The organism is Priestia sp. 3CA3 (assembly GCF_056836725.1).
Genome location: NZ_JBXENJ010000011.1, coordinates 39,249 through 64,162 on the forward strand (window position 1 = coordinate 39,249; position 24,914 = coordinate 64,162).

A 24,914-nucleotide genomic window follows, 5' to 3' on the forward strand; every position below is an offset into this window, starting at 1 on the left:
GTTTTTAAACTTTTAGCGTCCGGTGCTGAAGAGCTGATTTTTCAATTTGTATCGTCGTATGCTCAATACCACAGTGATCGTGTACTAAATCAATGGCTTTTTGCAAAATCTGCTGACAATCTTTTTCATCTTCTACGCGCATATGACAGCTCAATGAGTCCAGTCCTGAAGTAATCGTCCAAATGTGTAAATCATGCACATCTTTGACTCCTTCAATGTTTTCAAGAAGGTTTTTTATTTCACTGTGATCCACTCCTTCAGGAGAGCCTTCCATCAAAATATGAACGCTATGAGCAAGCACGCCCCAAGCGCTTTTTAAAATTAATACAGACACAACTACAGAAATAATCGGATCAGCAATATACCATCCAAACAGCATCATAAGAAGTCCCGCTACAATAGCTCCAATAGACCCTAAAGCATCTCCCAATACGTGTAAGTAAGCGCTGCGCAAATTTACATTTCCTTTTACATCGCCTTGTCTCATAAGTGACCATGCGCTGATTAAATTAGCGAGTAAACCAACAGCAGCAATCAGCATCATTCTGCCGCTTGCTACAGACTGCGGCTCCAGTACGCGCTGATAGGCTTCATAAATGATAAACCCTGCTATTACAAACAGTGCCACTCCGTTAAAAAGAGCCGCTAATATTTCAAAACGATAATAACCGTACGTTTTTTTAGCCGACGCAGCTCGGTTAGCAAACCATATGGCTACGAGGCTAAGAGCAAGTGAGCTTGTATCAGACAGCATGTGTCCGCTATCGGATAATAGCGCTAAACTATTTGTAAAAAGCCCTCCAACAAACTCAAGAACCATAATACCCGCGGTGATAATTAGTGCAATTAACAGACCTTTTTTGTTGCCTTCACGCTGTGTATCAAAATGGTGATGATGACCATGATGATGATGGTGGTGATGATCATGACTCATGCAAAGCCCCTCCTTCTAATCGTTATGTGCGCATTCTACGTGCTGAATCACTTGATGCAGTATTCCAACCACGTGTTCATCATCGTACGTATAGAAATACGTATTCCCTTCACGGCGATATTTTACTAAACGTAAATGACGCAAGTGAGTTAACTGATGTGAAATAGCTGATTGTGAAACACCAAGCACTTCAACCATATGACCGACTGAACACTCTTCTTGAAATAGCAAATAGAGAATCTTCATTCTCGTAGGATCTGAAATAGCTTTTAGTATTCTTGATGCTTCTTCTACTGTTTGAGGTGATAAAAACGAATGTTCATCTTTTTTCATAACATCTCTCCGTTCATTATATGCAAGTATATGAGCATATGTTCATATATAAATTATAAAATACCTTTTTCTCTATAGTCAATTATTTACGTCTTTCAAAATTTTTTTGCCTATTTTAAAAAAAAATCCACACAAAATACTTTTTCTGTTATATAATACAATTAAATATAATAAACTGTATTAAAACAGATGGAGAGGAGAATAATAAATGAGCAGACAAGAACGTAAAAACATGATTACATTTATTGAAACAATGAAGGGGATTGACCGTGAAACCTTAATGTACATGACGGATGCCGATATCGAGCACATTTACACTTCCGCTTATAAATATTATGAAGAGCATTTAGATATGTAGTACGTTTTTTACAGAATGCAGACGTCCAGCTGCATTCTGTTTTTATTTTTTAAGCATTAGTTGTTACCTACTTGCTTGTTCCGTGCTATACTATACTAAATATCCCAATTCAAAAGATAATAAATGGAAAAAGTGTGCTGCTATCGCTGAGATGGCAGCTTTCGTGCTTTTTTAGGGGTAATGATTGTGATTATTTTTCTCAATTATCGTTCAAGGAGGATTTGTATGGAAAATGCGTTACCTAAAAAACAAGAACAAACGCCGCAAACATCTTCTGCTGTCAACGTATTAAAAACACATGGTGAACTCATTGCTGCACTGTTGAGCGGAGTGCTTATTTTAGCCGGCTGGCTGATTTCAAAACAGCAGGATACAGCTGTATCTATTACGCTCTTTGTATTAGCTTATGTGATAGGTGGATTTGCTAAGGCAAAAGAAGGCATTGAAGAAACGATTGAAAATAAAGAATTAAACGTCGAAATGCTAATGATTATTGCGGCCATTGGAGCGGCTGTAATTGGCTACTGGACAGAAGGTGCTATGCTTATTTTCATTTTTGCACTAAGCGGTGCATTAGAAACGTACACCATGAATAAAAGCAACCGAGAAATTAGCGCCTTAATGAATTTGCAGCCGCAAGAAGCAACGCGGCTGATTGGAGATCAAGAAGAAATTGTCTCCATTTCAGATTTACAAATCGGAGACTTGCTGTTAGTTAAGCCGGGTGAACGAGTGCCATCCGATGGTATTGTCGTCTCAGGTCAAACAACGATTGATCAGGCGGCTATTACGGGTGAATCTGTTCCTGTACTAAAACAGCTCGATGATGAAGTATTCGCGGGCACGGTGAATGTGAAAGGCGCCATTACCATTAAAATGACAAAGCCAAGTGCTGAGACGCTGTTTCAAAAGATCATTCAACTTGTTCAAACGGCTCAAAGTGAAAAGTCTCCTTCTCAATTGTTTATCGAACGATTTGAAGGCACATACGTAAAAATTGTTCTATCGGTTGTGGCAGTTATGCTGTTTCTCCCCCACTATGTGCTTGGATGGAGCTGGACTGAGACATTTTACCGAGCAATGATTCTCTTAGTTGTAGCGTCTCCTTGCGCCCTAGTTGCATCTATCACCCCTGCTTCGCTGTCTGCTATTTCAAACGGAGCAAAAAAAGGAATTTTGTTCAAAGGCGGCGTGCATTTGGAAAGGTTAAGCCATTTAAGCGCAATTGCTTTTGACAAAACAGGCACGTTAACAAAAGGAAAGCCAGAAGTGACAAATGTTATTGTACGTTCTGATATAAACGAACAGGAATTTCTTATTAAAATAGCATCAATTGAACGTCAGTCTAATCATCCGCTTGCTCAATCCATTGTTGACTTTGTGAAAAACAAGCAGGAATTGACGCTCGTTCAGCCAGATTCACTTGAAGACGTTCCCGGATACGGTGTGATTGGGTCTCTTCAAGGAGATACGTGGAAGATAGGAAAAGCAGATTTTGTAGGTAAAGAAGAAGCAGCTGAATTTGAAAATGGGATTTCATCTACGCTTGCCAGTGAAGGAAAAACGATTGTGTACGCAAAAGATCAGCATGGTATTGTGGGATTGCTTGCGCTAAAAGACGTTGTACGAACAGAAGCTGTAGAAGCTGTTAAATCTCTTAAAGAGCAGGGTATTCATACCGTCATGATTACAGGAGACAGCGAAAAAACAGCCGAGGCCATTTCAAAAGAATGTGCCGTCGATGAATACATTGCAGAATGCTTGCCTGAAGCGAAAGTAGATAAAATTAAAGCGTTAAAAGAAAAATTCCCTACCGTTTCAATGGTGGGAGATGGGATTAACGATGCACCTGCTCTGGCTACTGCTAACGTTGGAGTAGCTATGGGAGAAGGAACGGATGTGGCACTTGAAACGGCAGATATTGTTTTAATGAAAAATGATTTATCAAAAATTTCGGATGCAGTAGCTCTTTCCAGACGAATGAACTCAATTGTGAAGCAAAACGTTATTTTTTCTATTGCCGTCATCTTTTTATTAATTTGTTCGAATTTTTTCCAAGTGCTTGATATGCCATTTGGTGTTATTGGTCACGAAGGCAGCACCATTTTAGTTATCTTAAATGGCCTTCGCTTGCTAAAATCTTAACGAAAAAAAGCCTAACGTATTTGTTAGGCTTTTTATTATGGAAATCGATGCCTTAATGGTAACCGTTTTGTCCATTTTGGCTGTTGCTTGTTTTATGCTTTGGCTGGCTCTTTTTATTTTGCTTTGTATTACTTCCGTCTTTTTTTGTATGCTTTGTCATGATGTAAAACCTCCCTTTCACTTGGTTAGTATGCTCATATCTTGCGAATGATTTCATCCCAATTTGTGACTATGAAGATTTGACTCGGCGGTCGTAGAAAATAGCGTTAATTTCTCCTCCAATAACGATAATCATCCCCGATAGGTACAGCCAAATAAGCAAGATAATAATTCCGCCCAAGCTTCCATATGTAGCCGTATAGTTATTGAAATGATTGACGTAGTACGCAAATAGCATCGATACCACTGTCCATCCGACCGTAGCAAAAGCCGCTCCTTTTACAACATTTCGAATCAGCAGCTTTTTATTAGGAGCAAAGTAATACAACCCCGTAAAAACAGTAAACAAAATGAGACCGCTGATAATCCAGCGGGAAGCAGACCATAAAGCGAGAAAAGTTTCTGAAAATCCAAACGTAGACGATAAATAAAGACCAATCATATGACCAAAAACAGGAAGTAAAAGCGCTACAATAATAACAAATATCATCGCAAAAGTAAGGAGAACTGCCATGCCTCTCGCCACTAAAAACGGCCGATTTTCTTGTACGTGATACGCTCGGTTAAATGCCCTTACGATCGCATTAATTCCATTTGAAGCAGACCACATCGTGGCAATGATACCAAAGGACAATAGTTTTTCATTATGAGAACCAATGATATGAGAAACGTTGCTTTCAATCATGTGCAGCGTTTGCTGTGGCGCTACATTTTCGACCAAGTCAAGCAGATCTGTTGATTCCAATGGCAAAAATCCAATCAGCGTAATTAAGAAAATTAAAAAAGGAAATAGCGAGAGCAGCAAATAATAAGCCAATTCAGCTGATAAGCTGGGCAGCTCATCTCGATGAATGCGGCCCATGAGTTCTTTGCCAAACTTTACGATGTTATTTATGTATATTCCAGCCATATGTGCCTCCTTATTTATTTTTGTTCATCACCATACTTCTCTACAAATGCTTCTTTTGTATCGTTTACAATTTCCATCACCTGAGGGGTTGTTTCTTTTAACTTTTCTACTTTTCCTGCTACAAATGATACATCTTCAGAAACTTGCTCAATGGTCGTACGGATCGTTTCATATTTCTCTTTCACAGTATCCGTTACAAGTTCAGGATGCTGAATAAGAGTCGTTGTTTTGTCTTTCAATTTTTTACTTCCTTGAATAACGGAACTTCTGGTTTCTTTATCAAATAAAGAAACAGCTCCTCCTATAATTGCTCCAATGACCATACCTTCTACTAGCTTATTTCGTTTACCCATTTGTCGTTTCTCCTCCGTTTTTTATTTTTTTAGTATCACTTATTCCGAGAAATGCTTCTCTATAATTTCGTCTAAAAGCGCCTTGCATCCTTCTTGAACTAAGTCATATACTTCGTCAAAATTTCCCGTGAAATAAGGATCAGGCACATCTTCAATATGTAAACCAGGCACAAAATCCAAAAGTCTTGCAATATAACCTGTTTTAGTATGTCCAGCCATTCTTCTCAGATTTCCTACATTTTCGACATCCATTCCAATAATATAATGAAATTTAGCTACATCCTCTTGAATCACTTGTCTTGCTGTTTGCCCTTTAAAATCAATGTTGTTTTTCGTTAAAATAGATTGCGTCCCTTCATGAGGAGGATTTCCTTTGTGCCAGCCTCCTGTGCCTGCAGAATCTACGTGAATTTGTCCTTGTAGCCCTTTTTTCTTCACCATATCTTTAAAAACCGCTTCTGCCATGGGTGAACGACAAATATTTCCCAAACAAACGAATAATACGTTAATCATAGTCTCGACTCCTTTCCCTTATTACAAACATTATATACAATCATTTTTAAACTAAAAAATAGTTTTCTTTTATTTATATCGTTTCCACTCTTCTGTGGATAAGAACCTGACATAAAAGTGTTCACACGATAAAAACATGTTACAATAAAAAAAACGCAACTGGAAGGATGAACAAAGTGGATTTATCAGTAAAATCTCCAGAGAATATTAAACATATGGTCGATAGCATCAGTGAAAAATTGCGCATGCTAAATATCGGAGCAATTAAAGCCGAAGCTTTTGACGAAGAAATGTATGAAGACTTAAAGTACTTATACGATATGGTAATGAGAAAAGATTCTTTTAGCCCAAGTGAAATGCAAGCGATCGCGGAAGAATTAGGTACACTGCGTAAACAAGCTTAATGACACCTCCGTCAATGACTAATAGCCATTGACGGTTTTTTCTACATTTTTTTCTATACATGAATGCTGCACCTTTTAGCGAGCAAATAAGAGTTAAATCGTTTACATACACATAGATGAAATATTCCCAAAAATCTTTCTTTTTTATTAGGAATTGACGTTTTTATTATTTGTCTATAGAATGTATCGAAATACCTAAAGCTCGTATAGTCTTGGAAATAGGGTCCAAGAGTTTCTACCGAACTACCGTAAATAGTTGGACTACGAGGGTTGAACATCATTCATACTGCATTTTTATTCTTCTTTATGTTCTCCCTTACATAGTCCTTCATTGTTATTCAGTTATACAATGAGAGGAGTCACATTCATGTCAAATACAAAAACAACCTTAAAAAAACAGCTTGCTGTTGCCAATAAAAAAATACCTGCAGATCTTGTAGTGAAAAACGGGAAAATTATCGATGTCTTTACGCTTTCCATCATTGAAGCCGATATTGCGATTGCTGATGGAGTGATTGTTGGAATAGGTCAATACGACGGGAATAACGTCGTTGATGCAAAAGGAAAATACATTTCGCCTACGTTCATTGATGGACACGTTCACATTGAATCATCAATGGTTACACCTAAAGAGTTCTCAAAACTTCTTGTACCTAGAGGCGTTACAACTGTCGTAACGGATCCTCATGAAATTGCGAATGTTTCAGGAAAATCTGGCATTGAGTTTATGCTTCAAAACTCGGATTCCATTCCTTTAGATGTATTTGTGAACTTACCTTCAAGCGTGCCAGCAACTCCTTTTGAAAGCTCTGGAGCCGTCTTAAAAGCAGCTGACTTAGCGCCATTTTTCTCTCACTCTCGCGTGCTTGGATTAGCAGAAGTGATGGATTTCCCTGCTGTTCGAGATGGAGATGACGATATGCTCGATAAATTACAAGCAGCTAACGATGCAAACGGCGTAATTGATGGGCACGGCTCAGGGCTAGATGCCACGGGCGTTAACATTTATCGTACCGCTAATATTTCAACAGATCATGAATGCGTAACAGCAGAAGAAGCAATTGAACGTATTCAGCGCGGGATGTATGTTCTAATCCGCCAAGGTTCTGTTGCTAAAGATTTGAAACAATTGTTACCTGCTGTAAATGAACGCAACGCGCGCAGATTTTTATTCTGTACCGATGACAAACATCTAGATGATTTATTAACGGAAGGCTCTATTGATTACAATGTTCGTTTTGCTATTGAACTCGGGCTGGATCCGTTAATTGCGATTCAAATGGCTTCATTAAATGCCGCTGAATGCTACGGGTTAAAAGATAGAGGTGCGGTTGCTCCTGGTTACAAAGCTGATTTTATTCTGTTGGACGACTTAACCGATATATCTGCAGCACATGTTTATCAAAACGGAGAGCTCATTGCTGAAAATGGAGAGATGCTGTCTGTGCAAGAAGAACAAATTGATCTTCCGACAGAACTAATGAATTCTGTTCATTTGAAAGAGTTTTCTATTAACAAACTTACGATACCACTTCAGCACAATCGGGCTAATATTATTGAAATTAATCCAAACAGCCTGCTTACAAATCATATTGTAGAAGAAGTTCAAGTAAAGCAAAACGAATTTCAGCCTTCTGTAGAAAACGATCAGCTGAAAATGGCTGTTGTTGAGCGCCATCATCTAACAGGAAATATTGGTCTTGGGATCGTAAAAGGCTTTCAGTTAAAAGACGGAGCGATCGCTACTACGATTGCTCACGATTCACATAATATCGTAGCCGTAGGAACAAATGATGAGGATTTAGCAAAAGCAATTGCGGCAATTGAAGAAATCGGCGGAGGTATTGTTATTGTAAAAGATAATGAAGTGATTGGTTCCCTCCCTCTTTCCATCGGAGGGTTAATGTCACCTCACCCTTACAATGAAGTAAATAGCTTACTTAAGCAGCTTCACGGGGCTCTTCATGAGCTTGATATTTCACAGAAATTCAACCCGCTGCTGACGTTATCTTTCTTAAGCTTGCCTGTTATCCCATGTCTAAAATTAACCGACAAAGGATTATTTAACGTAAAAGAATTCAAGCATATCCCCGTTCAAGCATAAAACAAAAAGGACTCTTTTGAGTCCTTTTTATTTATACCCTTTAGACGGCGTAGTTCGAGTTTTACGATTTTTATAATGACGATATCCTTCTTTTAAAAGGATGGGAAAAACAGCGACTAGAATTTTTTTTAATATACGTCCCAATGTAAGGCACTCCTTTACGTGTTCTTACTTTACTATACCCAAATTGGACAGCTAAAAACGAAAAAAAGAGCAGGTATATCCTGCTCTTTTTGTATTACTTACCGATAAATTGTTGAGTCCAGTACGTAGTATCACCTTTTACGTATCCAACACCAATTTCAGTGAAATCAGGGTTTAGAATATTTTTGCGGTGACCGTCACTATTCATCCAAGCATTCATTACATCTTCAGGAGATTGCTGACCTTTTGCAATGTTTTCACCTGCAGTTGTATATTCAATGCCGAATTGTTTCATCATATCAAATGGTGAACCATATGTCGGTGAATTGTGGTCAAAGTACCCTTTGTCCATCATATCTTTTGATTTAGTGCGTGCAACGTCACTTAATTTTTTGTTAAGTGTTAAAGGCTTTAAACCTTGTTTTTGACGTTCTTGGTTTACTAAATCTACTACTTTTTGTTCAAATTGACTAGCATCTTTTGTTTGCTCTGCTTTATCAGTATTTTCTGATTGTTGAGCTTTTGTGTTTTGCTGTGTTTGCTCAGGAGCTTTTGCCTCTTCACTTTGCTCTGGTGCTTTTGCTTGTTCCTGTGGAGCTGCTTCAGCTTGATCTGGTGCCTGTGTTTCTTGCTGTGGAGCTGCTGCTTGAGCAGATTGTCCTTGAGCGTTAAATTTCTTTAATAGCTCGTCTACATTTATATTTTGTGCTGCTTGAGCATCTTTAATGGTAATTTGTTTTGGAGTGTTGCAATCAGGAGCTGCTGCATTTGCTTGTCCTGCTGTTAGTAATCCTAATGATACGGCACCTGCGACAGTGGCAATACGAAACCTTTTCTTCATGTTTGAAATCCTCCTATGTGATAATAAAGTTTTTTGTAAAACCGCAACGCATCTAAGCTTGTAGCAAGCCAACCTCGTGATGCATCCTCATTGTTGCACGAAAACTATGAAACTCGCAACGTCTTTTAAGCTACCAAAATTATACTCACACTTATGTAAAAAATATTTCGATTATATTACGCGACTTCCAGCTATTGATAGTAAAAGGTTTTCATATACTTTGAAAAACAGCTTCATCCAATGCCGTAATATAACTGTAAATTCCTCGTCAAAAACGTTACATACAAAAAAGGCGACAACAGAGTGGTAAACCACCCTGTTATCGCCTTTTACAGAAAGTTTTACTAATATTATTTACTTATTTTAAGACGTTTACTGATTCACGTACGAATGCTTCCATATCATCTGGTGTACGGCTTGTAACTAGTTGATTACCGCATACCACAACTTCTTTATCATGGAAGTTTGCGCCTGCATTTTTCAAATCAATAGCAATTGATTTGAAACCAGTTACGTCACGTCCTTTTAATGTTTCAGCATTGATTAGCAGCTGTGGCCCGTGACAAATAGCCATAACCGGTTTGCCTTCATCCATAAATGATTTTGTAAAAGCTACGACTTGATCGTCCGCACGCAAGATATCTGGTGAGAAGCCTCCGGGTAAAAACAATGCGTCAAAATCTTCTGGTGTTACATCGGCAATTGCTTTATCAATTGTTAATGTTGTTTCGCCTTGTTTACCTGTTACTTCGCCTGTTTTCACATCGATTTTTGTTAGCGTATGGCCTTCTTCTTCAAAGGCTTTGGCTGGATCTGTATATTCCACATCTTCAAATAAATCTGTTACTAATACTGCAATTTTCTTACTCATTCTAAGCAACTCCTTAATTGATTTGTGTACTAATGTTCTATAAATAAAATACCCGTACACTATTCTTTTAAACATGGTTTATGAGTAAAAAACTTTTCTACAATAATCTAAAAAACACAGTGTAGGTTTTTATAAATCAGACATTCAAAACAAATTAAATGTCTGAAACGTCGTCTCTTCTGGAACTGGATACACATCTCTACCTGCAATTACGTTCAGAATACGCTGATTACGCTGAACGGATAAACCAAGATTTGTTGCGCCAGATCCGTGTGAATGTTCAATGTTAGTTAACGTAAAAAAGTGGTGGTTACGGGGTTGTTTAAAGACAAGCCGGTAATCTTTTGTGACGTTGAAACGCTTGTCATCTTCCCATTCGATATCATCTTTTATTCGTTCGATGAACGGCGAAATCTTTGGCTTATAGCCCGTGGATAATATCAAACGATCCGCTTCGTATTGAAAAGAGCGATCAGCCTTTAATTGTTTACACTCCAGCTCATATCCATTTGCTTTTTTATGAATGTCACTTACTTCAGTCGAAGCTTGAATCGTAACGGGTACTCTTCCTTTAAGTGAACGATGATAGAGTAAATCATAGATTTTCGTTAAGGTAGAAGATTCAATTCCGTGACGTAGGGGGTTTAAATCTTCTACCGTGCTTGTACGTTCCTCAAAAGCCAGCGAATGAAAGTAATCTACATAGTCTGGCGAAAATAACTCTTGAGCAAGCTTGGATTGATCAAGCTGAAAAAAATTAGAGGATCTTGTAAACCATGTAAGGTGGTAATGATGTTCAGTCTGTTCTTCTAGTAAATCCAGAAAAATCTCGGCAGCACTTTGCCCTGAACCAACGATCGTTACATGCTTTCCTTTTTGAATCTCTTCTTTTTTATGTAAATAGCCGCTGCTGTGTAAAATATGCTCATTTAGCTTTTCTTCAAAAGCCGGAGGCACAAGTGGAATGCTTCCTGTTCCCATTACAACGTGTTTAGCATTTACCGTTTGAATTCCCTCAGGTGTTTCTACCTTTACTTCATAATACTCTTCTTCATTTTTTGGTATCACGTCCACAACTTTTGAAGAAAAGTGGCAGGAAGATAGCTGCTCCGCTACCCATTTTGCGTACTCGTTGTATTCTTGACGCGGAATGTCAAAACGATTAAAGAAAAAGAACGGATACAAGCGCTTTTGCTTGTGAATATAATTTAGAAAAGAATAGGGGCTTGTTGGATCTGCAAATGTAACTAAGTCTGCTAGAAACGGAATCTGCAAGTCCGTGCCGTCAATTAACATGCCCGGATGCCATTCAAATTTCTCTTCTTTATCAAAGAAGACTGCATCAATTTCATCAAGAGGCTCAGCAAGGGCCGCTAAGCCTAAATTAAAAGGGCCTATTCCTATTCCCACCATGTCATACTGCTTATTTGTCATCTTTAAACTCCCTTTCATAAAAAAAGCTAACAGTATTGTCTACTGTTAGCTTTTTACCCTTTTTCCATACATTTATGCGGAAGGAGTCATACTCATTTTCGGGCCAAACGATTCATACATGATATTTGCTTGGGAAATGCCCATTTCATCTAGGCCTTCTAACACCATTTGTGTAAATGAAGAAGATCCACAAACATAATAATATGCATGTTTATCGCCGGCATATTTAGCTAGCTCTTTTTTAGTTAAGCGACCATACGTTATGTTTTCATCATGCTGATCTGTTTGCGCTTGACTATAGAAAACGTGCTGTTCAAACGTATATGTCTCTGACAACGATTGAAGCTCTCGTTTCATTGCATGAAACTGCTCATTTTTAGCACTGTGAATAAATGTTACTTCTTGATTGTTTTCCAATGCTTGATGAAGCATTGACATCATTGGAGTAATTCCTACACCTCCGCTGATAAATACTGATTTATTATTTTCTTTTAAGACAAAATCTCCTGCTGGAACGCTGACTTCAAGCAAGTCTCCTTCTTTCAATTGATCATGTAAATACGTTGACACGACCCCGTCTTCCATTTGTTTTTCTTTTTTCACCGTAATTTTATAGTATGGTTGGTTTGGATAGCCAGATAAGCTGTACTGGCGAATGGATAAATATTCTTGACCAGGAATTCGTACACTCACGTACTGACCTGGCAGAAAAGCAGGCAGTGCTTTTTGATCAGGTGATACTAAATAAAACGAGTACACGCCTTCTGCTTCTTTTACTTTTTTATGAACCATTAGTTTTTTATAATCTTTCCATCCTTTTTCTTCAGCTTCTTCATATAACTCTTGCTCCACACTTATGAATACGTCTGCAATGGCACCGTAAGCTTCTTTCCAAGCTTCCATAATCTCATCGGTCGCAGCTTCTTTTAAAACATCTTTAATTGCCTTTAATAAGAACTCGCCGACAATTGGATAGTGCTCTGCTTTCACGCCGATACTGCGATGTTTATGGGCGATTTGCTTCACAACTGGAAGCAGCGTTTCAAGCCGATCGATGTACTGCGCAGCGGCATAAACTGTATTAGCTAACGCCATTTGCTGACGTCCTGTTTTTTGATTTGTTTGGTTGAATACATTTTTTAAAGAAGGATACTGTTCAAAAAGCATTTCATAAAAACGAGTTGTGATTGCTTGACCATGCTTTTCTAAAACAGGAACTGTACTTTTTACAATAGAAATAGTTGTTTGTTTCATAACTTTCGCCTCCGAAAGATTCATTTTTAAAAAGATATATTTTTAATACATCTTTATAATACTCATATCCTACTTGAAAAGATATATTTTATATACACATTTAAAGAAATGTTCACAAATTCACCCTGTCAAAAATGTGAGCATTCTTTCTGTATTTCTTAGATATAGACATGCTATTATAGATATATCAGCTGCTGATAAGAGAAGAGGTAAAAAGATGAGGCTCACACAATATACAGATTACTCACTGCGAGTTTTATTATATTTAGGCGTTCGCGATAATAATAAACTAAGCAATATAAAAGAAATTGCTGAAGCGTATAATATTTCAAAGAACCATCTTATGAAAATCATTCACGAACTTGGAAAACTTGGCTTAATTGAAACGATCCGAGGACGAAACGGCGGTATTCGTTTAGCTCAGCTTCCAAAAGACATTAATATTGGCAAAGTGGTACGTCAAACTGAAGAAGATTTTCATATTGTTGAATGTTTTGACCGTGAAGGAAACTTCTGCATTATTAGCCCCGTCTGCAAGTTAAAAAGTGTTTTGCATGAAGCCATGCAAGCCTTCATTAAAGTGTTAGATCAGTATACATTAGAAGATCTAATCCAAAATAAAGACGAATTAAACCTCCTCCTCCTATCTCAAAAAAACGAGGAATGAACAAACTAAAATTCACCTGAAATCATTCTCGTTTTTTTGACCTTTTTCCCTTTCATCATAAAATAAAAGATGTTACAATGAGGCACGTATTGGAAAGACAAGATGTCTCCATTCGAGCAGACAATGAACCTCATTCTGTTCATCCTAAAAAAATGACGAAAGGGTGTTTGAGTATGCACGTAGGAAGCAAAGGTTGGTATGTTGAGGAACTTAAGAAACGAGGAGTTCGCAACCATGAAGGCCGCAAAGTGGAAAAGTACAAAACATATGTACTTGCTAACTTGCTTGATAAACACAAAAATTAATTAACGTGTAATAAGAGAGTACACATGTGTACTCTCTTTTTTGTTCATTTAATAAGCTGCGTCTTGATAAAAATAATTTGGTGATAATACTTTATTTTTATAAGGCTTATGAAAAATATGTGTGGTAGCTGGTGAAACCGGTGGGATTAACCATGTCCAGTTCCCAGTCACTTCGCGGCCATTTTTTTGCTCTCTTTCTTCAAACAAGTGAAATTGCTGAGCAGCCGTATGATGATCTACAATGCTAACACCTTCTCGTTTGAAAGAAGAAAGCACCGCAACGTTTAATTCAATAAGAGCTTTGTCCTTCCAAAGCGTCGCATTGTAATCCATATTCAATCCCATCATAGAAGCTATTTTTGGAAGTTGATTATAGCGATACGTATCCGCCAAATTTCGGGCACCAATTTCAGTCCCCATGTACCATCCATTAAATGGTGCTGCGACGTAATCAATCCCTCCAATTTCTAGCTTCATATCTGAAATCATCGGGACAGCGTACCATTTTAACTGTAAGTCTTCAAATTCAGGAAGTTCTGGATGCGTAATAGCTACTTCTTTCACTAAATGTTTTGGAATCTCAAACCATCGAGGTGACGCTTCATTAACTTGCAGGACCAGAGGAAGAACATCGAAGTGAGTTTTCTCACCTTCCCACCCCAGCTTTTGGCAAACTTCCGTGAACGCAACAGAATCAGGATCTCCTATCACGCCATATTCCGTCTCGTACCCAGCATAGCGGATTAGCTGATGATTCCAGATTCTAATCGGTTCTTTTGCTTGCGTTTTCGGTTTAAACACCGTAATAGTAGGCCGGATTTTCCCGTCATTTGTTGCATATTCAATATGGTGAAAAAGAGCGTCTCTTACCTCTTCAACTGTGCTCACCTCTCGCTTATCAAATACATTGAGCGATTGCCAAAATAGTCGTCCGATACATTTATTGCTGTTTCTCCAAGCCATGCGAGCTCCGTGCTCTAACTCTTCAAATGTATGATCATAATGTCCGAGTGACATAATTTGCTGATGAATTTCTTTTAATCGCCTGTTTTTGTCCGCTTCGCTTTTTTCAAGTTCAGCGTAACACGTCTCTATAAATACACGTGCTTGTTCAAATAATTCTTCTTGCTTCAACGTTTGTTCCCCCCTAGAAGAACAGATTTCATTCTTTTCGTCCAAGAAAAGCAAGTTTCAGTATACCATCCTCATAGCGGAAACGCGCATCATAATGCTTTAATAACCTCTTTCAATATTAACCAAGTTAGAAGGCAATTCGCCTTGCTCAACTTTTTGCAGCGTTTCAACAAAGCATTCTACGGCTTCTGCAGGCGTAGTCACCGCCGAAATATGAGGTGTTATGATGATATGTGAATGATTCCACCAAAAAGATTCTTTCGTTAACGGCTCACGTTCAAATACGTCTATGTATGCTTTTCGAATACGCTTTTGCTCAATAGCCCCTACTAACGCATTTTCATCTACAGTTGCACCTCGTCCAACATTTATAAAGTATGCATTCTCAACTAAATTCATCCATTTTTGGTCAAAGTAGCTTTTTGTTTCATTCGTTAGCGGCATTGTACTAATAATCCAATCAGCTTCTTTTAGCAAGTCTCTCTCATTTGAAATCGAGACTACTTGATCAAATGACGGCTTTTCATTTCCACTTTTAGATACTCCTATCACTCGTACACCAAAAGATTTTAAAACGGTTGCAAGACGTCCGCCGATTTCACCTGTTCCATAAATGATGACCGTTTGAGCAGAAAGCTGCTGAGGCTCTACCGCTTTCCACCGCTTTTGTTTTTGCTGATGCTGAAACTGTGCGTGGTGCTGAAGTTCAGCTAGCATATAGCTAAGACAATATTCACTGATCCGCTGACCAAATGAACAAACCGTACGTGTTAACATCACGCTCTTTTTCCAATCCGCACTTTCTAAGAACCGATCAACTCCTGCACCGAGAGAATGAATCCATTTGAAGCTATGGTCTTTAAAGTAATTCGTTGGACCGAAGGATAAAAGCGCGTCAGCCCAGTTTAAATCTTCCATTGTAACGTCTTGCTCTTCCATAAATCGAAACGTCTGAGACAGCTGCTTTTGTTTGATTATCTCCTCCAGCTCCTTATGCATTCTTCCTGCCACTAGTATCGTATAAATGTTCATTTCTTTTCCCCCTGCCTTTTTATTCTTCTATATACTCTATTTGAATGATTCGATATAACCGTCCCGTCGTCATGAAGGATTTTCTACATTGATATATATATAGTATGAATCAAGTGAAAGGAAGACGCGAGTGAATTTTATATGACTTTCAAGGCTGGAAAACTCATATGGATTTATGTATATAAGTTCGCTATAATCGTTATGAATCAATTTGTTTATAACGAAACGTACGATAGATATTTTAAAAGAAAAGGTGTGTCAGCATGAGTGTATTAAACGTAAAAAATCTAAGCCATGGTTTTGGTGACCGTGCGATTTTTAACGATGTATCATTTCGATTGTTAAAAGGTGAACACGTCGGCTTAATTGGAGCAAACGGCGAAGGTAAATCAACATTTATGAACATCATTACAGGCAAGCTAGAACCGGATGCGGGAAAAGTAGAATGGTCTAAAAAAGTGCGCGTTGGCTATTTAGATCAGCACACGGCATTAGAGCGCGGCCTTTCTATTCGTGATGTACTAAAAAGTGCTTTTCAATATTTATTTGATTTAGAAGCTCAAATGAATGGCCTCTATGAGAAAATGGCGGATGTATCACCAGAAGAACTCGAAAAACTATTAGAAGAAGTCGGTACGCTTCAAGACCTCTTAACAAACAATGACTTTTACGTTATCGATGCAAAAGTCGAAGAAATTGCACGCGGATTAGGATTAGAAGATATCGGCTTAGATCGTGACGTACAGGATTTAAGTGGCGGACAGCGTACAAAAGTATTGCTAGCCAAACTATTGCTTGAAAAACCAGAAATTCTTTTACTTGATGAGCCTACAAACTACTTGGATGAACAGCATATTGAGTGGCTACGACGCTACTTGCAAGAATATGAAAATGCCTTTATTTTAATTTCTCACGATCTTCCATTTTTAAATAGCGTGATCAATTTAATTTATCATATGGAAAACCAAGAGTTAAATCGCTATGTAGGAGACTACGACGATTTTATGAAAGTATATGAGATGAAAAAACAGCAGCTTGAAGCAGCTTATAAAAAACAACAGCAAGAAATGGCAGATTTAAAAGATTTCGTAGCGAGAAACAAAGCGCGCGTGTCGACACGAAATATGGCCATGTCCCGTCAAAAAAAGCTGGATAAAATGGAAGTAATTGAACTAGCTCAAGAGCGTCCAAAACCAGAGTTTAACTTTAAGAGTGCTCGTACTTCAAGCAAATTAATTTTTGAAACATCTGATTTAGTCATTGGATACGAAGAGCCGCTTTCTAAGCCACTGAATCTAAAAATGGAGCGAGGTCAAAAGATTGCCCTTGTAGGAGCAAATGGAATCGGGAAAACAACTCTTTTAAAAAGTATTCTAGGAGAAATCAAACCGATTTCAGGCTCTGTAGAAAAAGGCGATTACCAGCATATTGGCTATTTCGAACAAGAAGTTAAATCAGCTAACTACAATACGTGTATTGAAGAAGCATGGAACGAGTTTCCTCACTTTACCCAATATGAAATTCGTGCAGCGTTAGCTAAATGCGGCTTAACAACCAAGCATATTGAAAGTAAAGTAGAAGTTCTAAGCGGTGGAGAAAAAGCAAAAGTCCGTCTATGTAAGCTGATTAACAATGAAACCAACATTCTTGTACTGGATGAGCCTACAAACCACTTGGATGTAGATGCGAAAGATGAATTAAAACGAGCTTTAAAAGAATACAAAGGAAGTATCTTAATTATTTGTCACGAACCTGAATTTTATCAAGATGTAGTCACAGACGTGTGGAACTGCGAATCTTGGACGACTAAATTATTTTAAAAAAACGGGTTAAAAGAGGCATATCTTTTAGAAAAAGTGGGAATGATAAGATTAAGTTCCCCCCCTTTGTGTGAGTAGCCATTTTTTAAATGGTTACTTTTTTTATGTATAGTCCTTTAATAAAATGGCTATATTGTATCTATACTCCCTAAACCCAAAAAGACCGCTGCAGTGATGCAGCGGTCTTTTCGTTGTCATGGTTTCATCTGTAGCCAGCTATCAAAATGATGAACAGCTATACTGCTTGGAGGGTTTTTAGCTTGACACTTCGTAAGCAACTTACCCAGCTCTTGCATCATCTTTTCTTCTCCTTTAGCAGAAAAAGAAATGTATTCCCCTTCATCTGAAGCCATCGTTTCTACCCCTATTTCAATCGGAGTGGATAGTACACGTCCCCACTTGCGTTCATTTTGCGTTATGTCAGCAATACCGTCTTCTTTATCTGCATGGTTTCGGTACGACATAATTGTGACTTCATCAGCGTACTGAATAATCCAATGCCCCAGCGAACCGGAACCGTTGCTATTTTTGAATGGAACTTCGTCAAACCAAAACGGTATATCTACAGCAAGCGGCAAGTGTAACTGACGAGACTGTACTGCAGCTTGAGAAATAACATATTGATACTGCAGAATACTTTTCGCTCGATTATTTTTCCAGCTTTTATACAAATACGGCTCTATATCTAAATGAACCCCTGAAAATTGCTGTTGTTCTTCCGCTTCTGCTTGGTAAGCTGTTATCCAATTAAAAAATGCGTCTTGCTCTTCTATACCAGAAGGCCCTATCCAAGAAGGAGCGCCGTCAAGTGCGTAGACATCTATACCCTGGACTTGCGCTTGTTGGATAAAATGCCTATATACAGAAGGTGAAAGATGAGCGTCAATTTGTAAATAAACCTTTGTCACCTTTTTTTCTTGAAGTTTTTCACGGATAGCTTCTTGGTCCAACATCCATTTCTTTGTATCCCACACCCACGTCGACAGCGGTATATTCATCTCTGCATTCACCTTTGATCCACATCCTGTTCCTTTCCCCATATTAAACAGCCATACAACCACCAGAAAAATAAGAACGCACTTGCTTTTCACACTCTATTTCCTCCTTTATACGAGCCAGAACTCATATAAAGAGAGTCTGGCAGCTTGGCAACTTTATGGTGAATTTCTCCCTTAGATCTGTAGCTTTCAGCAAACTCTCCCTTATCAATTTTTTCAGCCTAATCTTTATTTGTTCTAGCGGTTGCTTGATTTACTTCCCTGTATCTTTCTTATGGAATAAATATGCCTGCTTTGGATGGTTTGGCTGATTTGGATATTTCAACTGTAATTGTCCTTTTCGTAATAGCTTTGTTAAATAATTATTACGTACTCCATCCGGCGTTCTTTCTAGTAAATAAGCAAACTCTTTAAGCATGAGCGGTTTTTCTTTGCATAATTCAAGAATAATATGCTCCATCTGATTAGGCGAAAGCCGTTTTTTTTCACGAGCCAGCGCTGCAATATCCCATAGCTTCGTATCAATATCCTCACCATTCACTGAATTAGAAGAACCATCTTCCGATTCTTTATTATAGGAGCTTTGATAACTATTATAGGAGTAATCATCTTTATTATATGAGTTAAGTTCACTATTATAGTAGTTTTCTTCTTTATTATAGGAGTTATTGTCGTTATTACATGAGTTTAACTCCTCTAATAAATCTTTATTATAAGAGTCTTTATTTTTATTATAGGAGTTATTTTCGACATTGTTTTCAGGTATGTTTTGATATTTTTCGACACTTTTAAAATTATTTCCCAAATCAGTTACAGACGTATGATAAGTGTCTTTTTCAGAAGAACTAACCTGTCTTTCTTGAGTGGACAGAGATAACGTGACTACCGTACGATGCATAGAAACATCTTGATCAACAGAAGGCTTTTTATAATGATGCAAGCTCCAGTTTTGCTTCACTTTTTTCAAGCCAGAGCCCGAACGTTCACATAGCCCTAGTAAACTGAATAGCTTAACGATATTCGGGTTTCGAAGCTGACTAACGGTTTTACTAAAAACTGAATCTGTAGGTACTAACAAAAGACCTGGATTAGAAAAAACGTAATGAGAAGGTTGCTTTTCTAAAATAACGCCGCCCTCGCCATTATAATCTGCATGAATAAGCATATTGATTAAAACTTCTGTTAAAGAGGAAGCGATTGACGACTGGGGTTCGCTATTGCGAACAATTTCATGAATATGGAAATAAAAATCAAAAATATTTCCTGACCACGTCCCGTCTTGAGAGGTAAAACGCTCTGTCCATTCTTCATTCCCTTTACTTTCCCGGTATTCTAAAAAGTATTGTGGTAAAACTTCTGTGATAATCCGTTCTTCACTGAATAAAAGCAGGCCTGCGAGCGTAACTCCTTCTTTATGGGTATCTCTTACCTTTCCCCATGCTCCTACTTTGTATAAAAACTCTTTTGTTTCAAGCGCATTCCAAGGATGAGCTGGTTTTACTTCAGCAAATCGATCCCGGTAGCTTTTGATCGTATCAAAATTTAATTCATTTAATCCATAGTGCTCTAGGATGAGATTATCTTGTAACATATTCAACTCTCCTATTATCTTTGTATATTTATTTAACAGCGCGAATATGCTGTTTCTTACCTCTTGTTACTAACGTACTAACTTTATTTATCTAGATGCCGCATAGATCCTGCTTCTGCCGCCTAATCTCTGCTACATCGATATATACACCTCATCTATTCTATCATTTTTTCTTTCTTCTCTCCTGCATTTTTCAATCTTCAACATAGCCGAGTTTATTGTGTAAAAGCTGTGGATATTTATCTTTATCCACAGCTTTTACACAACCTACAAACCCTTTTCTAGCTGTTTCAATATAAATTTGTTATAATACCCTTCATAACAACGGATTAAGTGAGGGATTACGTATGGAAAAAGCTACATTTGCAGGTGGATGTTTCTGGTGTATGGTTACACCATTTGAAGAGCTAGAAGGTATTCACGGCATTGTATCAGGATATATGGGGGGAACTGTGGATAACCCTACCTATGAGCAAGTAAAATCTGGCACAAGCGGTTATTACGAAGTGGTTCAAATCACATTTGACCCTGAAGTGTTTCCGTATAAACGTTTGTTAGATCTTTATTGGCCGCAAATTGATCCAACAGATGATGGAGGTCAATTCCAAGATCGAGGCTCGCAGTATCGAACAGCAATTTTTTACCATAACGATAGCCAAAAGCAGGAAGCTGAAGAGACAAAGCTAGAGGTCGCAAAAAGCGGACGTTTTAAAAAACCAATAGTGACAAGCATCCTTCCTGCCTCTGCGTTTTATGAAGCGGAAGAGTATCACCAAGATTTCCACAAGAAAAATCCAAAGCATTATAAAGAAGACCGCGCTAAGTCTGGTCGAGATGAGTTTATTCAAGCGAACTGGAAATAATTCTTATGTTCAAAACAAAGCCGCATAGCGTTTGCTATGCGGCTTTGTTTACCAATTATCTGTATAAGTTGCTGTTGTTGACGGCACGCTCCAATATTGCTGCGAAGGCTGCCATGCTTTTAACGAGCCATCAGCTCTCTTCACAATTGCTTTAAATTGAACATTTTGACTCGCAGGAAAATAGACGGTGCCTCTCCAATCGGCTGTAGATGAATTATATGTTAATTTAATTGGATAAAGGGACGTATCCCACTGACCTAGCTCAGCTCTGTCTCCAACAATATAAACCGTTTCTCCTACCGCAGTTGGCGCATTTTTTACTACAACCGTTTGCGCAACTGGTGTAACGCCCAGCGTATTTTTAAATTGCCCCATCAGCGTATCATTGTTAATGACATCGTAGAAACGAAGCAAAGTAAATCCTGCAAAATTATAGTTAAAGGCCATTTCAGCTGCTTTTTTATATTGATCTTCACTGCCTATAGTTAGAGCATTTTCCCCGTTTAAAACAATTCCTTTTGCATTCGCAATACCTGCTACTTGGCGTACAAGCGTCTTTGGCATAGAATATTCGGGATAACTTCCGCTGTCCGTCATTTCTAAGCACGTAAACGTTATATCTAATTTAGCTGTTTTAAAAGCGTCTAAAAGCGCATTGTAATCATTATATCCAGCAGGTTTTTCTGCAGCATGAGGAATCGTCGGATTATTATACTGCCAATGAATTCCCGCCACTTTTGCACCGATTGGTACGTTAAAGGTGGCATCAAAAGCCTGATGAGCTAACTGTCCAATACGTTTTGTGTGATCTTCCAAAGCTCCTTGATACCATGCTAAGAAATCTTTTCCATAAGCTGTTGAATAACCATCTTTTAAGAACTGATAGCCATCTGATGGCGGTAAAATTTGCGATGCAGAGGTTAAATTGGTTCCCCATGCCTGATTGACGCCGGCGAGTGAACCGTATTTAGTCAAAGCATATGATTGAAACTTGCTTTTGGCGAAGTTCGTATACACTTGAAATTTTCCTCTAGACGGATAGCCGGTTCCGTCTGCTGCTGTATAGGACGGATAACGAATTTCACCTGCAGGGCCTCCGGATAAATAGATTTTAGCAATCACGTCTTTATAAGGTGCTAACGCTTGCGCAAATGCCGTATAGAGCTCTCCGTATTGCTTAGAAATAACGTCAGTTGCAAGCGGGCTTAACGTTTCTTTATTTGTCGTACCTGTTTCAGATTTAAAGTAAAGGCTGTCATCACTTTTTAAGTTCCATACCCAAGACGGAAGCGGAACGTTACAATCATCTCCAACATTACCGCCGCACTGATGAGTAGAAATAATAGGAACGATCTTTATACCTGCATTACGAGCAGCTTGAGCAAAGCGCTGAGCATAGGAAAAATCAAACTGCTGATCGCCGTTCTTCTCCATATCTCCCCACCAGAAGTCTACTGTCACCGCATAAAATCCATTTTGTTTCGCTTTGCGTAAATCGTTCTCAAACGCTTCCCATGTTGTATAGTCTGTTACCTTTTTTAAAGGCGCCATTAAGTAGGTTTTGTAACCAGGATTCATTGATTTTCCATCTACGGCAGCCGCTCCATTAAGTGGATTCAAAATGAAAGCGTTAACAAAAATGAGCACCAAAATAAAAGCCAATCCTTTTTTACATAGCTGTTTCATAGCTTCCCTCCATTTTTTCAAAATCACCTATAGGTATTCGGCGGATTTTAGTTTTTTCCTTTTTCTTTTATAAAAAAAAGACGCCCCGCCAGGACGCCTCCTACATTAGTTCCAAATCTCATTCACCCATTCAGGATGGTCAATAAACGGATTGCGGTTATGCTGATAGTCTGAATAAATAATATCATTTCTGCGTCGTTCTCGATCATCTACTGGATCTTCGGCGTTCCATTGAAGAAGCACAGATAATTTCCCATGATAAGGAGCAGTGCCATTATTCACTGTGTTATTAAGTTCTAAGTCAGGCTCATCACTTACATCGCCTTCATAGCGTACGGCCATATAAAACAACATACGAGCCACATCACCTTTTACTTCATCTCGAGGTTCCCATGAATCACTGTCAAAATAATTTCCGAGTGCCTCGCTATGTTCCGTCCCTCCGTTATCAAAATCTAAGTTTCCTCTCGTACCATTTACAGACACATCGGTTGGACGTAAATGATGAAGATCTGTTCCAGGACCCATAGCTGTTCCAAAGTCCCCGTGAGACTTTGCCCAGACGTGCTCACGATTCCAATCGTCCACTCCGCCTCCATTTGTACTCTTACTCTGTGAACGCCCCGTATAGAGCAAAATAACGTTATTTGCGTTAGCTGGATCTTCATCCGTTTTCTTTAAAGCTTCCCATACGGCTGAATACGAAAGTTCTGTGTGATGGTCAATAATGTTATGAAGCTCTGTTTTTAAGGTGTTTCCTGTTTTTCCAGCTGCGGTACGATAATAGTCTTCTACTGGAACAGTTGGCTCTGTGGGGTCTGGAGTCGGATCAGTTCCTCCTGTTTCTGTACTGATAGAAGTAACTGATTTTATTCCTGGGTGTGAAAAGTAAGGGGTGAGTGTGCCCGTAACAGTAAGACTTTTCCCTTTTAACTCCGAGCGACTTTGAAGTCCAAATGTACTTCGCAAATTTGAAGGAATTTGAACGTATACCATCTTGTCTGTGTTGGTTTCATTTGCACTGTCAGCGAGAGCAAGTGCATAATCGTTTGGGTAATTGCTCGTAATAACTGTAGATGTGCCTGTAGGTTGACCTACTACATATCCTTTAACAGCTTGTACACTATTGTTTTGATTTTCAAGAGCTTGTGACACAGATAAAGATGCCGCTGCTTGACTAACAGGAGTTAAGCTCACTACAAGAGCAAAAACAAGCAGGGACATTACCCATGTTTTTTTACATAGAGCATGTAATCTCACTTTTTTATTCCTCCTTATGATAGGTTTAAAAACTCGTTTCCTTCCACCTCTTTATATTATTTTTTCACTGTGAATTCCCTGCCTGTTTTTTGTTAAGTTTTATAGTGAAAAAGATGTGTTCTTCTTTACAGTGGCGGCTGCTTTATGCGAAGGGTTATATTTTTAAAAGTCCACACTGGAAAAAGCATTATGTGTCTTTCTTTATATATGGTATAATCAACCGAATCGTAAAAGAGCTTATACCATTTCAGAAAATGAAATGATTTAAATAGAAATGAGGATTGTCTATGCTTAGTTTTGACGAAAAATTAGCTATTATTTCATCGTTTCCAGAGCTGCATCGAAAAGATGTATCTTTAGGACGCGTGAATTTTCATTATGAAGAAAGCGTGTACGATAAAACGGTTGTTGTGCATCATCTGCATCCTAACGGAAATGGATTTGTATATGCAGGTTTTTTAAAAGGATATGAAACAAATGACAAAGGTCTTGTGAATATCCGTGATTACACTGAAGAAGATCTTCGATTAATTATTGAAGCTTCTATTGAATCTTTGTCTACCCTTCCTGATACAGCTAGAGAAGAAGCTATTGTAGGGAATGGAAATGAACAGCGCTGGAACGGTCCAGACAATGCAACGCTTTTACTTGTTCATGAAGATGACCTGTGGAATATTTATTCTGGCTTGAATTTGGAGGCAGCATTTTTATCTTACGAAGAAGCAGAAGATTATTTGTTTGAAGAAGGCTTCCGCCGCCTGTAAATTTACGTCTATACGCAAAAACCTCGCTGTTGATTAA

24 protein-coding genes and 1 riboswitch are annotated in these 24,914 nt (G+C 38.3%); of the genes, 9 read left to right on the forward strand and 15 right to left on the reverse strand.

The annotated features are described in order from the left end of the window. Positions 1-4: 4 nt before the first annotated feature. Both AC1VNJ_RS23090 and AC1VNJ_RS23095 read right to left on the reverse strand, forming a co-directional pair. Positions 5-934 (reverse strand): cation diffusion facilitator family transporter, encoded by a 930-nt coding sequence (locus AC1VNJ_RS23090; RefSeq protein ID WP_325076195.1) that lies wholly within the window; start codon positions 932-934, stop codon positions 5-7. A gap of 15 nt (positions 935-949) precedes the next feature. Next, complete coding sequence (locus AC1VNJ_RS23095) at positions 950-1,267, reverse strand: ArsR/SmtB family transcription factor (RefSeq protein ID WP_034267028.1); 318 nt, start codon at positions 1,265-1,267, stop codon at positions 950-952. 208 nt (positions 1,268-1,475) lie between these two features. Between AC1VNJ_RS23095 and AC1VNJ_RS23100 the strand changes: the two genes are divergently transcribed. After that, the gene (locus AC1VNJ_RS23100) at positions 1,476-1,625 is read left to right on the forward strand and encodes a BH0509 family protein (protein ID WP_013055132.1); all 150 of its coding nucleotides are present in this window, start codon (positions 1,476-1,478) and stop codon (positions 1,623-1,625) included. Between the two features lie 225 nt (positions 1,626-1,850). After that, positions 1,851-3,770: a heavy metal translocating P-type ATPase gene (locus tag AC1VNJ_RS23105; RefSeq protein ID WP_034267025.1), complete on the forward strand. Its 1,920-nt coding sequence runs from the start codon at positions 1,851-1,853 to the stop codon at positions 3,768-3,770. 229 nt (positions 3,771-3,999) lie between these two features. On the opposite strand, the gene AC1VNJ_RS23110 is transcribed toward AC1VNJ_RS23105, so the two are convergent. Genes AC1VNJ_RS23110 through AC1VNJ_RS23120 form a run of 3 tightly spaced genes read right to left on the reverse strand, consistent with a single transcriptional unit; the run spans position 4,000 to position 5,705 of the window. After that, positions 4,000-4,839: a YihY/virulence factor BrkB family protein gene (locus tag AC1VNJ_RS23110; protein ID WP_034267022.1), complete on the reverse strand. Its 840-nt coding sequence runs from the start codon at positions 4,837-4,839 to the stop codon at positions 4,000-4,002. A 14-nt stretch (positions 4,840-4,853) separates the two neighbouring features. Then, entirely contained in the window at positions 4,854-5,192 is a 339-nt protein-coding gene (locus AC1VNJ_RS23115; RefSeq protein ID WP_098112305.1) for a YtxH domain-containing protein, read from the reverse strand. Positions 5,193-5,231: 39 nt separating this feature from the next. Then, the gene (locus AC1VNJ_RS23120; RefSeq protein ID WP_098112304.1) at positions 5,232-5,705 is read right to left on the reverse strand and encodes a low molecular weight protein-tyrosine-phosphatase; all 474 of its coding nucleotides are present in this window, start codon (positions 5,703-5,705) and stop codon (positions 5,232-5,234) included. A 176-nt stretch (positions 5,706-5,881) separates the two neighbouring features. Here AC1VNJ_RS23120 and AC1VNJ_RS23125 point away from each other — a divergent pair, with 176 nt between their 5' ends. After that, on the forward strand, positions 5,882-6,109 hold the full coding sequence (locus tag AC1VNJ_RS23125; protein WP_013055127.1) for a DUF1128 domain-containing protein: 228 nt from the start codon (positions 5,882-5,884) through the stop codon (positions 6,107-6,109). A gap of 182 nt (positions 6,110-6,291) precedes the next feature. Next, positions 6,292-6,393, forward strand: a riboswitch (purine riboswitch). A gap of 83 nt (positions 6,394-6,476) precedes the next feature. After that, the gene (gene ade / locus AC1VNJ_RS23130) at positions 6,477-8,213 is read left to right on the forward strand and encodes an adenine deaminase (RefSeq protein ID WP_047751737.1); all 1,737 of its coding nucleotides are present in this window, start codon (positions 6,477-6,479) and stop codon (positions 8,211-8,213) included. 238 nt (positions 8,214-8,451) lie between these two features. Here the strand turns inward: ade and AC1VNJ_RS23135 are convergent, their stop codons facing one another. From AC1VNJ_RS23135 to hmpA, 4 genes are all read right to left on the reverse strand, one after another. Then, positions 8,452-9,198, reverse strand: a complete 747-nt coding sequence (locus AC1VNJ_RS23135; RefSeq protein ID WP_028412458.1) for a CAP domain-containing protein — start codon at positions 9,196-9,198, stop codon at positions 8,452-8,454. A gap of 358 nt (positions 9,199-9,556) precedes the next feature. Next, entirely contained in the window at positions 9,557-10,069 is a 513-nt protein-coding gene (locus AC1VNJ_RS23140; RefSeq protein WP_033580738.1) for a type 1 glutamine amidotransferase domain-containing protein, read from the reverse strand. A 144-nt stretch (positions 10,070-10,213) separates the two neighbouring features. Continuing rightward, on the reverse strand, positions 10,214-11,503 hold the full coding sequence (locus tag AC1VNJ_RS23145) for a lysine N(6)-hydroxylase/L-ornithine N(5)-oxygenase family protein (protein ID WP_028412459.1): 1,290 nt from the start codon (positions 11,501-11,503) through the stop codon (positions 10,214-10,216). Between the two features lie 72 nt (positions 11,504-11,575). After that, entirely contained in the window at positions 11,576-12,757 is a 1,182-nt protein-coding gene (gene hmpA, locus AC1VNJ_RS23150) for an NO-inducible flavohemoprotein (RefSeq protein WP_033580736.1), read from the reverse strand. Between the two features lie 217 nt (positions 12,758-12,974). Between hmpA and AC1VNJ_RS23155 the strand changes: the two genes are divergently transcribed. Next, positions 12,975-13,424: an Rrf2 family transcriptional regulator gene (locus AC1VNJ_RS23155; protein ID WP_028410145.1), complete on the forward strand. Its 450-nt coding sequence runs from the start codon at positions 12,975-12,977 to the stop codon at positions 13,422-13,424. Between the two features lie 173 nt (positions 13,425-13,597). Beyond that, a complete protein-coding gene (locus tag AC1VNJ_RS23160) occupies positions 13,598-13,729 on the forward strand; it encodes a YflJ family protein (RefSeq protein WP_016762840.1) in 132 nt (43 codons plus the stop codon). A gap of 48 nt (positions 13,730-13,777) precedes the next feature. Here the strand turns inward: AC1VNJ_RS23160 and AC1VNJ_RS23165 are convergent, their stop codons facing one another. After that, entirely contained in the window at positions 13,778-14,863 is a 1,086-nt protein-coding gene (locus AC1VNJ_RS23165) for a nitric oxide synthase oxygenase (RefSeq protein ID WP_034267010.1), read from the reverse strand. A gap of 99 nt (positions 14,864-14,962) precedes the next feature. Continuing rightward, positions 14,963-15,895: a D-2-hydroxyacid dehydrogenase gene (locus AC1VNJ_RS23170; protein ID WP_033580734.1), complete on the reverse strand. Its 933-nt coding sequence runs from the start codon at positions 15,893-15,895 to the stop codon at positions 14,963-14,965. Between the two features lie 263 nt (positions 15,896-16,158). Here AC1VNJ_RS23170 and AC1VNJ_RS23175 point away from each other — a divergent pair, with 263 nt between their 5' ends. After that, on the forward strand, positions 16,159-17,715 hold the full coding sequence (locus AC1VNJ_RS23175) for an ABC-F family ATP-binding cassette domain-containing protein (protein ID WP_028412463.1): 1,557 nt from the start codon (positions 16,159-16,161) through the stop codon (positions 17,713-17,715). A 194-nt stretch (positions 17,716-17,909) separates the two neighbouring features. Here the strand turns inward: AC1VNJ_RS23175 and AC1VNJ_RS23180 are convergent, their stop codons facing one another. Further along, a complete protein-coding gene (locus AC1VNJ_RS23180) occupies positions 17,910-18,806 on the reverse strand; it encodes an amidase (RefSeq protein ID WP_155008624.1) in 897 nt (298 codons plus the stop codon). A gap of 160 nt (positions 18,807-18,966) precedes the next feature. Next, positions 18,967-20,304 carry an ATP-binding protein gene (locus tag AC1VNJ_RS23185; RefSeq protein WP_328158092.1) on the reverse strand — a complete coding sequence of 446 codons (1,338 nt, stop codon included), beginning with the start codon at positions 20,302-20,304 and terminating at the stop codon, positions 18,967-18,969. A 347-nt stretch (positions 20,305-20,651) separates the two neighbouring features. Here AC1VNJ_RS23185 and msrA point away from each other — a divergent pair, with 347 nt between their 5' ends. After that, positions 20,652-21,167, forward strand: a complete 516-nt coding sequence (gene msrA, locus AC1VNJ_RS23190) for a peptide-methionine (S)-S-oxide reductase MsrA (RefSeq protein ID WP_028412466.1) — start codon at positions 20,652-20,654, stop codon at positions 21,165-21,167. Positions 21,168-21,215: 48 nt separating this feature from the next. Here msrA and AC1VNJ_RS23195 read toward each other — a convergent pair whose 3' ends face one another. Continuing rightward, positions 21,216-22,853, reverse strand: coding sequence for a family 14 glycosylhydrolase (locus AC1VNJ_RS23195; RefSeq protein WP_033580731.1), 1,638 nt, complete (start codon positions 22,851-22,853; stop codon positions 21,216-21,218). 105 nt (positions 22,854-22,958) lie between these two features. After that, the gene (locus AC1VNJ_RS23200; protein WP_033580730.1) at positions 22,959-24,113 is read right to left on the reverse strand and encodes an endonuclease; all 1,155 of its coding nucleotides are present in this window, start codon (positions 24,111-24,113) and stop codon (positions 22,959-22,961) included. 287 nt (positions 24,114-24,400) lie between these two features. Here AC1VNJ_RS23200 and AC1VNJ_RS23205 point away from each other — a divergent pair, with 287 nt between their 5' ends. Next, a complete protein-coding gene (locus AC1VNJ_RS23205; protein ID WP_033580729.1) occupies positions 24,401-24,877 on the forward strand; it encodes a hypothetical protein in 477 nt (158 codons plus the stop codon). The last annotated feature ends 37 nt before the right edge of the window (positions 24,878-24,914 follow it).

Coding starts and splice junctions, on each gene's coding strand:
- AC1VNJ_RS23095 (WP_034267028.1), bottom strand. CDS start 1,267: ATGAAAAAAGATGAACATTCGTTTTTATCACCTCAAACAGTAGAAGAA.
- AC1VNJ_RS23110 (WP_034267022.1), bottom strand. CDS start 4,839: ATGGCTGGAATATACATAAATAACATCGTAAAGTTTGGCAAAGAACTC.
- AC1VNJ_RS23105 (WP_034267025.1), top strand. CDS start 1,851: ATGGAAAATGCGTTACCTAAAAAACAAGAACAAACGCCGCAAACATCT.
- msrA (WP_028412466.1), top strand. CDS start 20,652: ATGGAAAAAGCTACATTTGCAGGTGGATGTTTCTGGTGTATGGTTACA.
- AC1VNJ_RS23155 (WP_028410145.1), top strand. CDS start 12,975: ATGAGGCTCACACAATATACAGATTACTCACTGCGAGTTTTATTATAT.
- AC1VNJ_RS23205 (WP_033580729.1), top strand. CDS start 24,401: ATGCTTAGTTTTGACGAAAAATTAGCTATTATTTCATCGTTTCCAGAG.
- AC1VNJ_RS23160 (WP_016762840.1), top strand. CDS start 13,598: ATGCACGTAGGAAGCAAAGGTTGGTATGTTGAGGAACTTAAGAAACGA.
- AC1VNJ_RS23090 (WP_325076195.1), bottom strand. CDS start 934: ATGAGTCATGATCATCACCACCATCATCATCATGGTCATCATCACCAT.
- AC1VNJ_RS23175 (WP_028412463.1), top strand. CDS start 16,159: ATGAGTGTATTAAACGTAAAAAATCTAAGCCATGGTTTTGGTGACCGT.
- hmpA (WP_033580736.1), bottom strand. CDS start 12,757: ATGAAACAAACAACTATTTCTATTGTAAAAAGTACAGTTCCTGTTTTA.
- ade (WP_047751737.1), top strand. CDS start 6,477: ATGTCAAATACAAAAACAACCTTAAAAAAACAGCTTGCTGTTGCCAAT.
- AC1VNJ_RS23140 (WP_033580738.1), bottom strand. CDS start 10,069: ATGAGTAAGAAAATTGCAGTATTAGTAACAGATTTATTTGAAGATGTG.
- AC1VNJ_RS23120 (WP_098112304.1), bottom strand. CDS start 5,705: ATGATTAACGTATTATTCGTTTGTTTGGGAAATATTTGTCGTTCACCC.
- AC1VNJ_RS23115 (WP_098112305.1), bottom strand. CDS start 5,192: ATGGGTAAACGAAATAAGCTAGTAGAAGGTATGGTCATTGGAGCAATT.
- AC1VNJ_RS23135 (WP_028412458.1), bottom strand. CDS start 9,198: ATGAAGAAAAGGTTTCGTATTGCCACTGTCGCAGGTGCCGTATCATTA.
- AC1VNJ_RS23145 (WP_028412459.1), bottom strand. CDS start 11,503: ATGACAAATAAGCAGTATGACATGGTGGGAATAGGAATAGGCCCTTTT.
- AC1VNJ_RS23170 (WP_033580734.1), bottom strand. CDS start 15,895: ATGAACATTTATACGATACTAGTGGCAGGAAGAATGCATAAGGAGCTG.
- AC1VNJ_RS23195 (WP_033580731.1), bottom strand. CDS start 22,853: ATGAAACAGCTATGTAAAAAAGGATTGGCTTTTATTTTGGTGCTCATT.
- AC1VNJ_RS23185 (WP_328158092.1), bottom strand. CDS start 20,304: ATGTTACAAGATAATCTCATCCTAGAGCACTATGGATTAAATGAATTA.
- AC1VNJ_RS23100 (WP_013055132.1), top strand. CDS start 1,476: ATGAGCAGACAAGAACGTAAAAACATGATTACATTTATTGAAACAATG.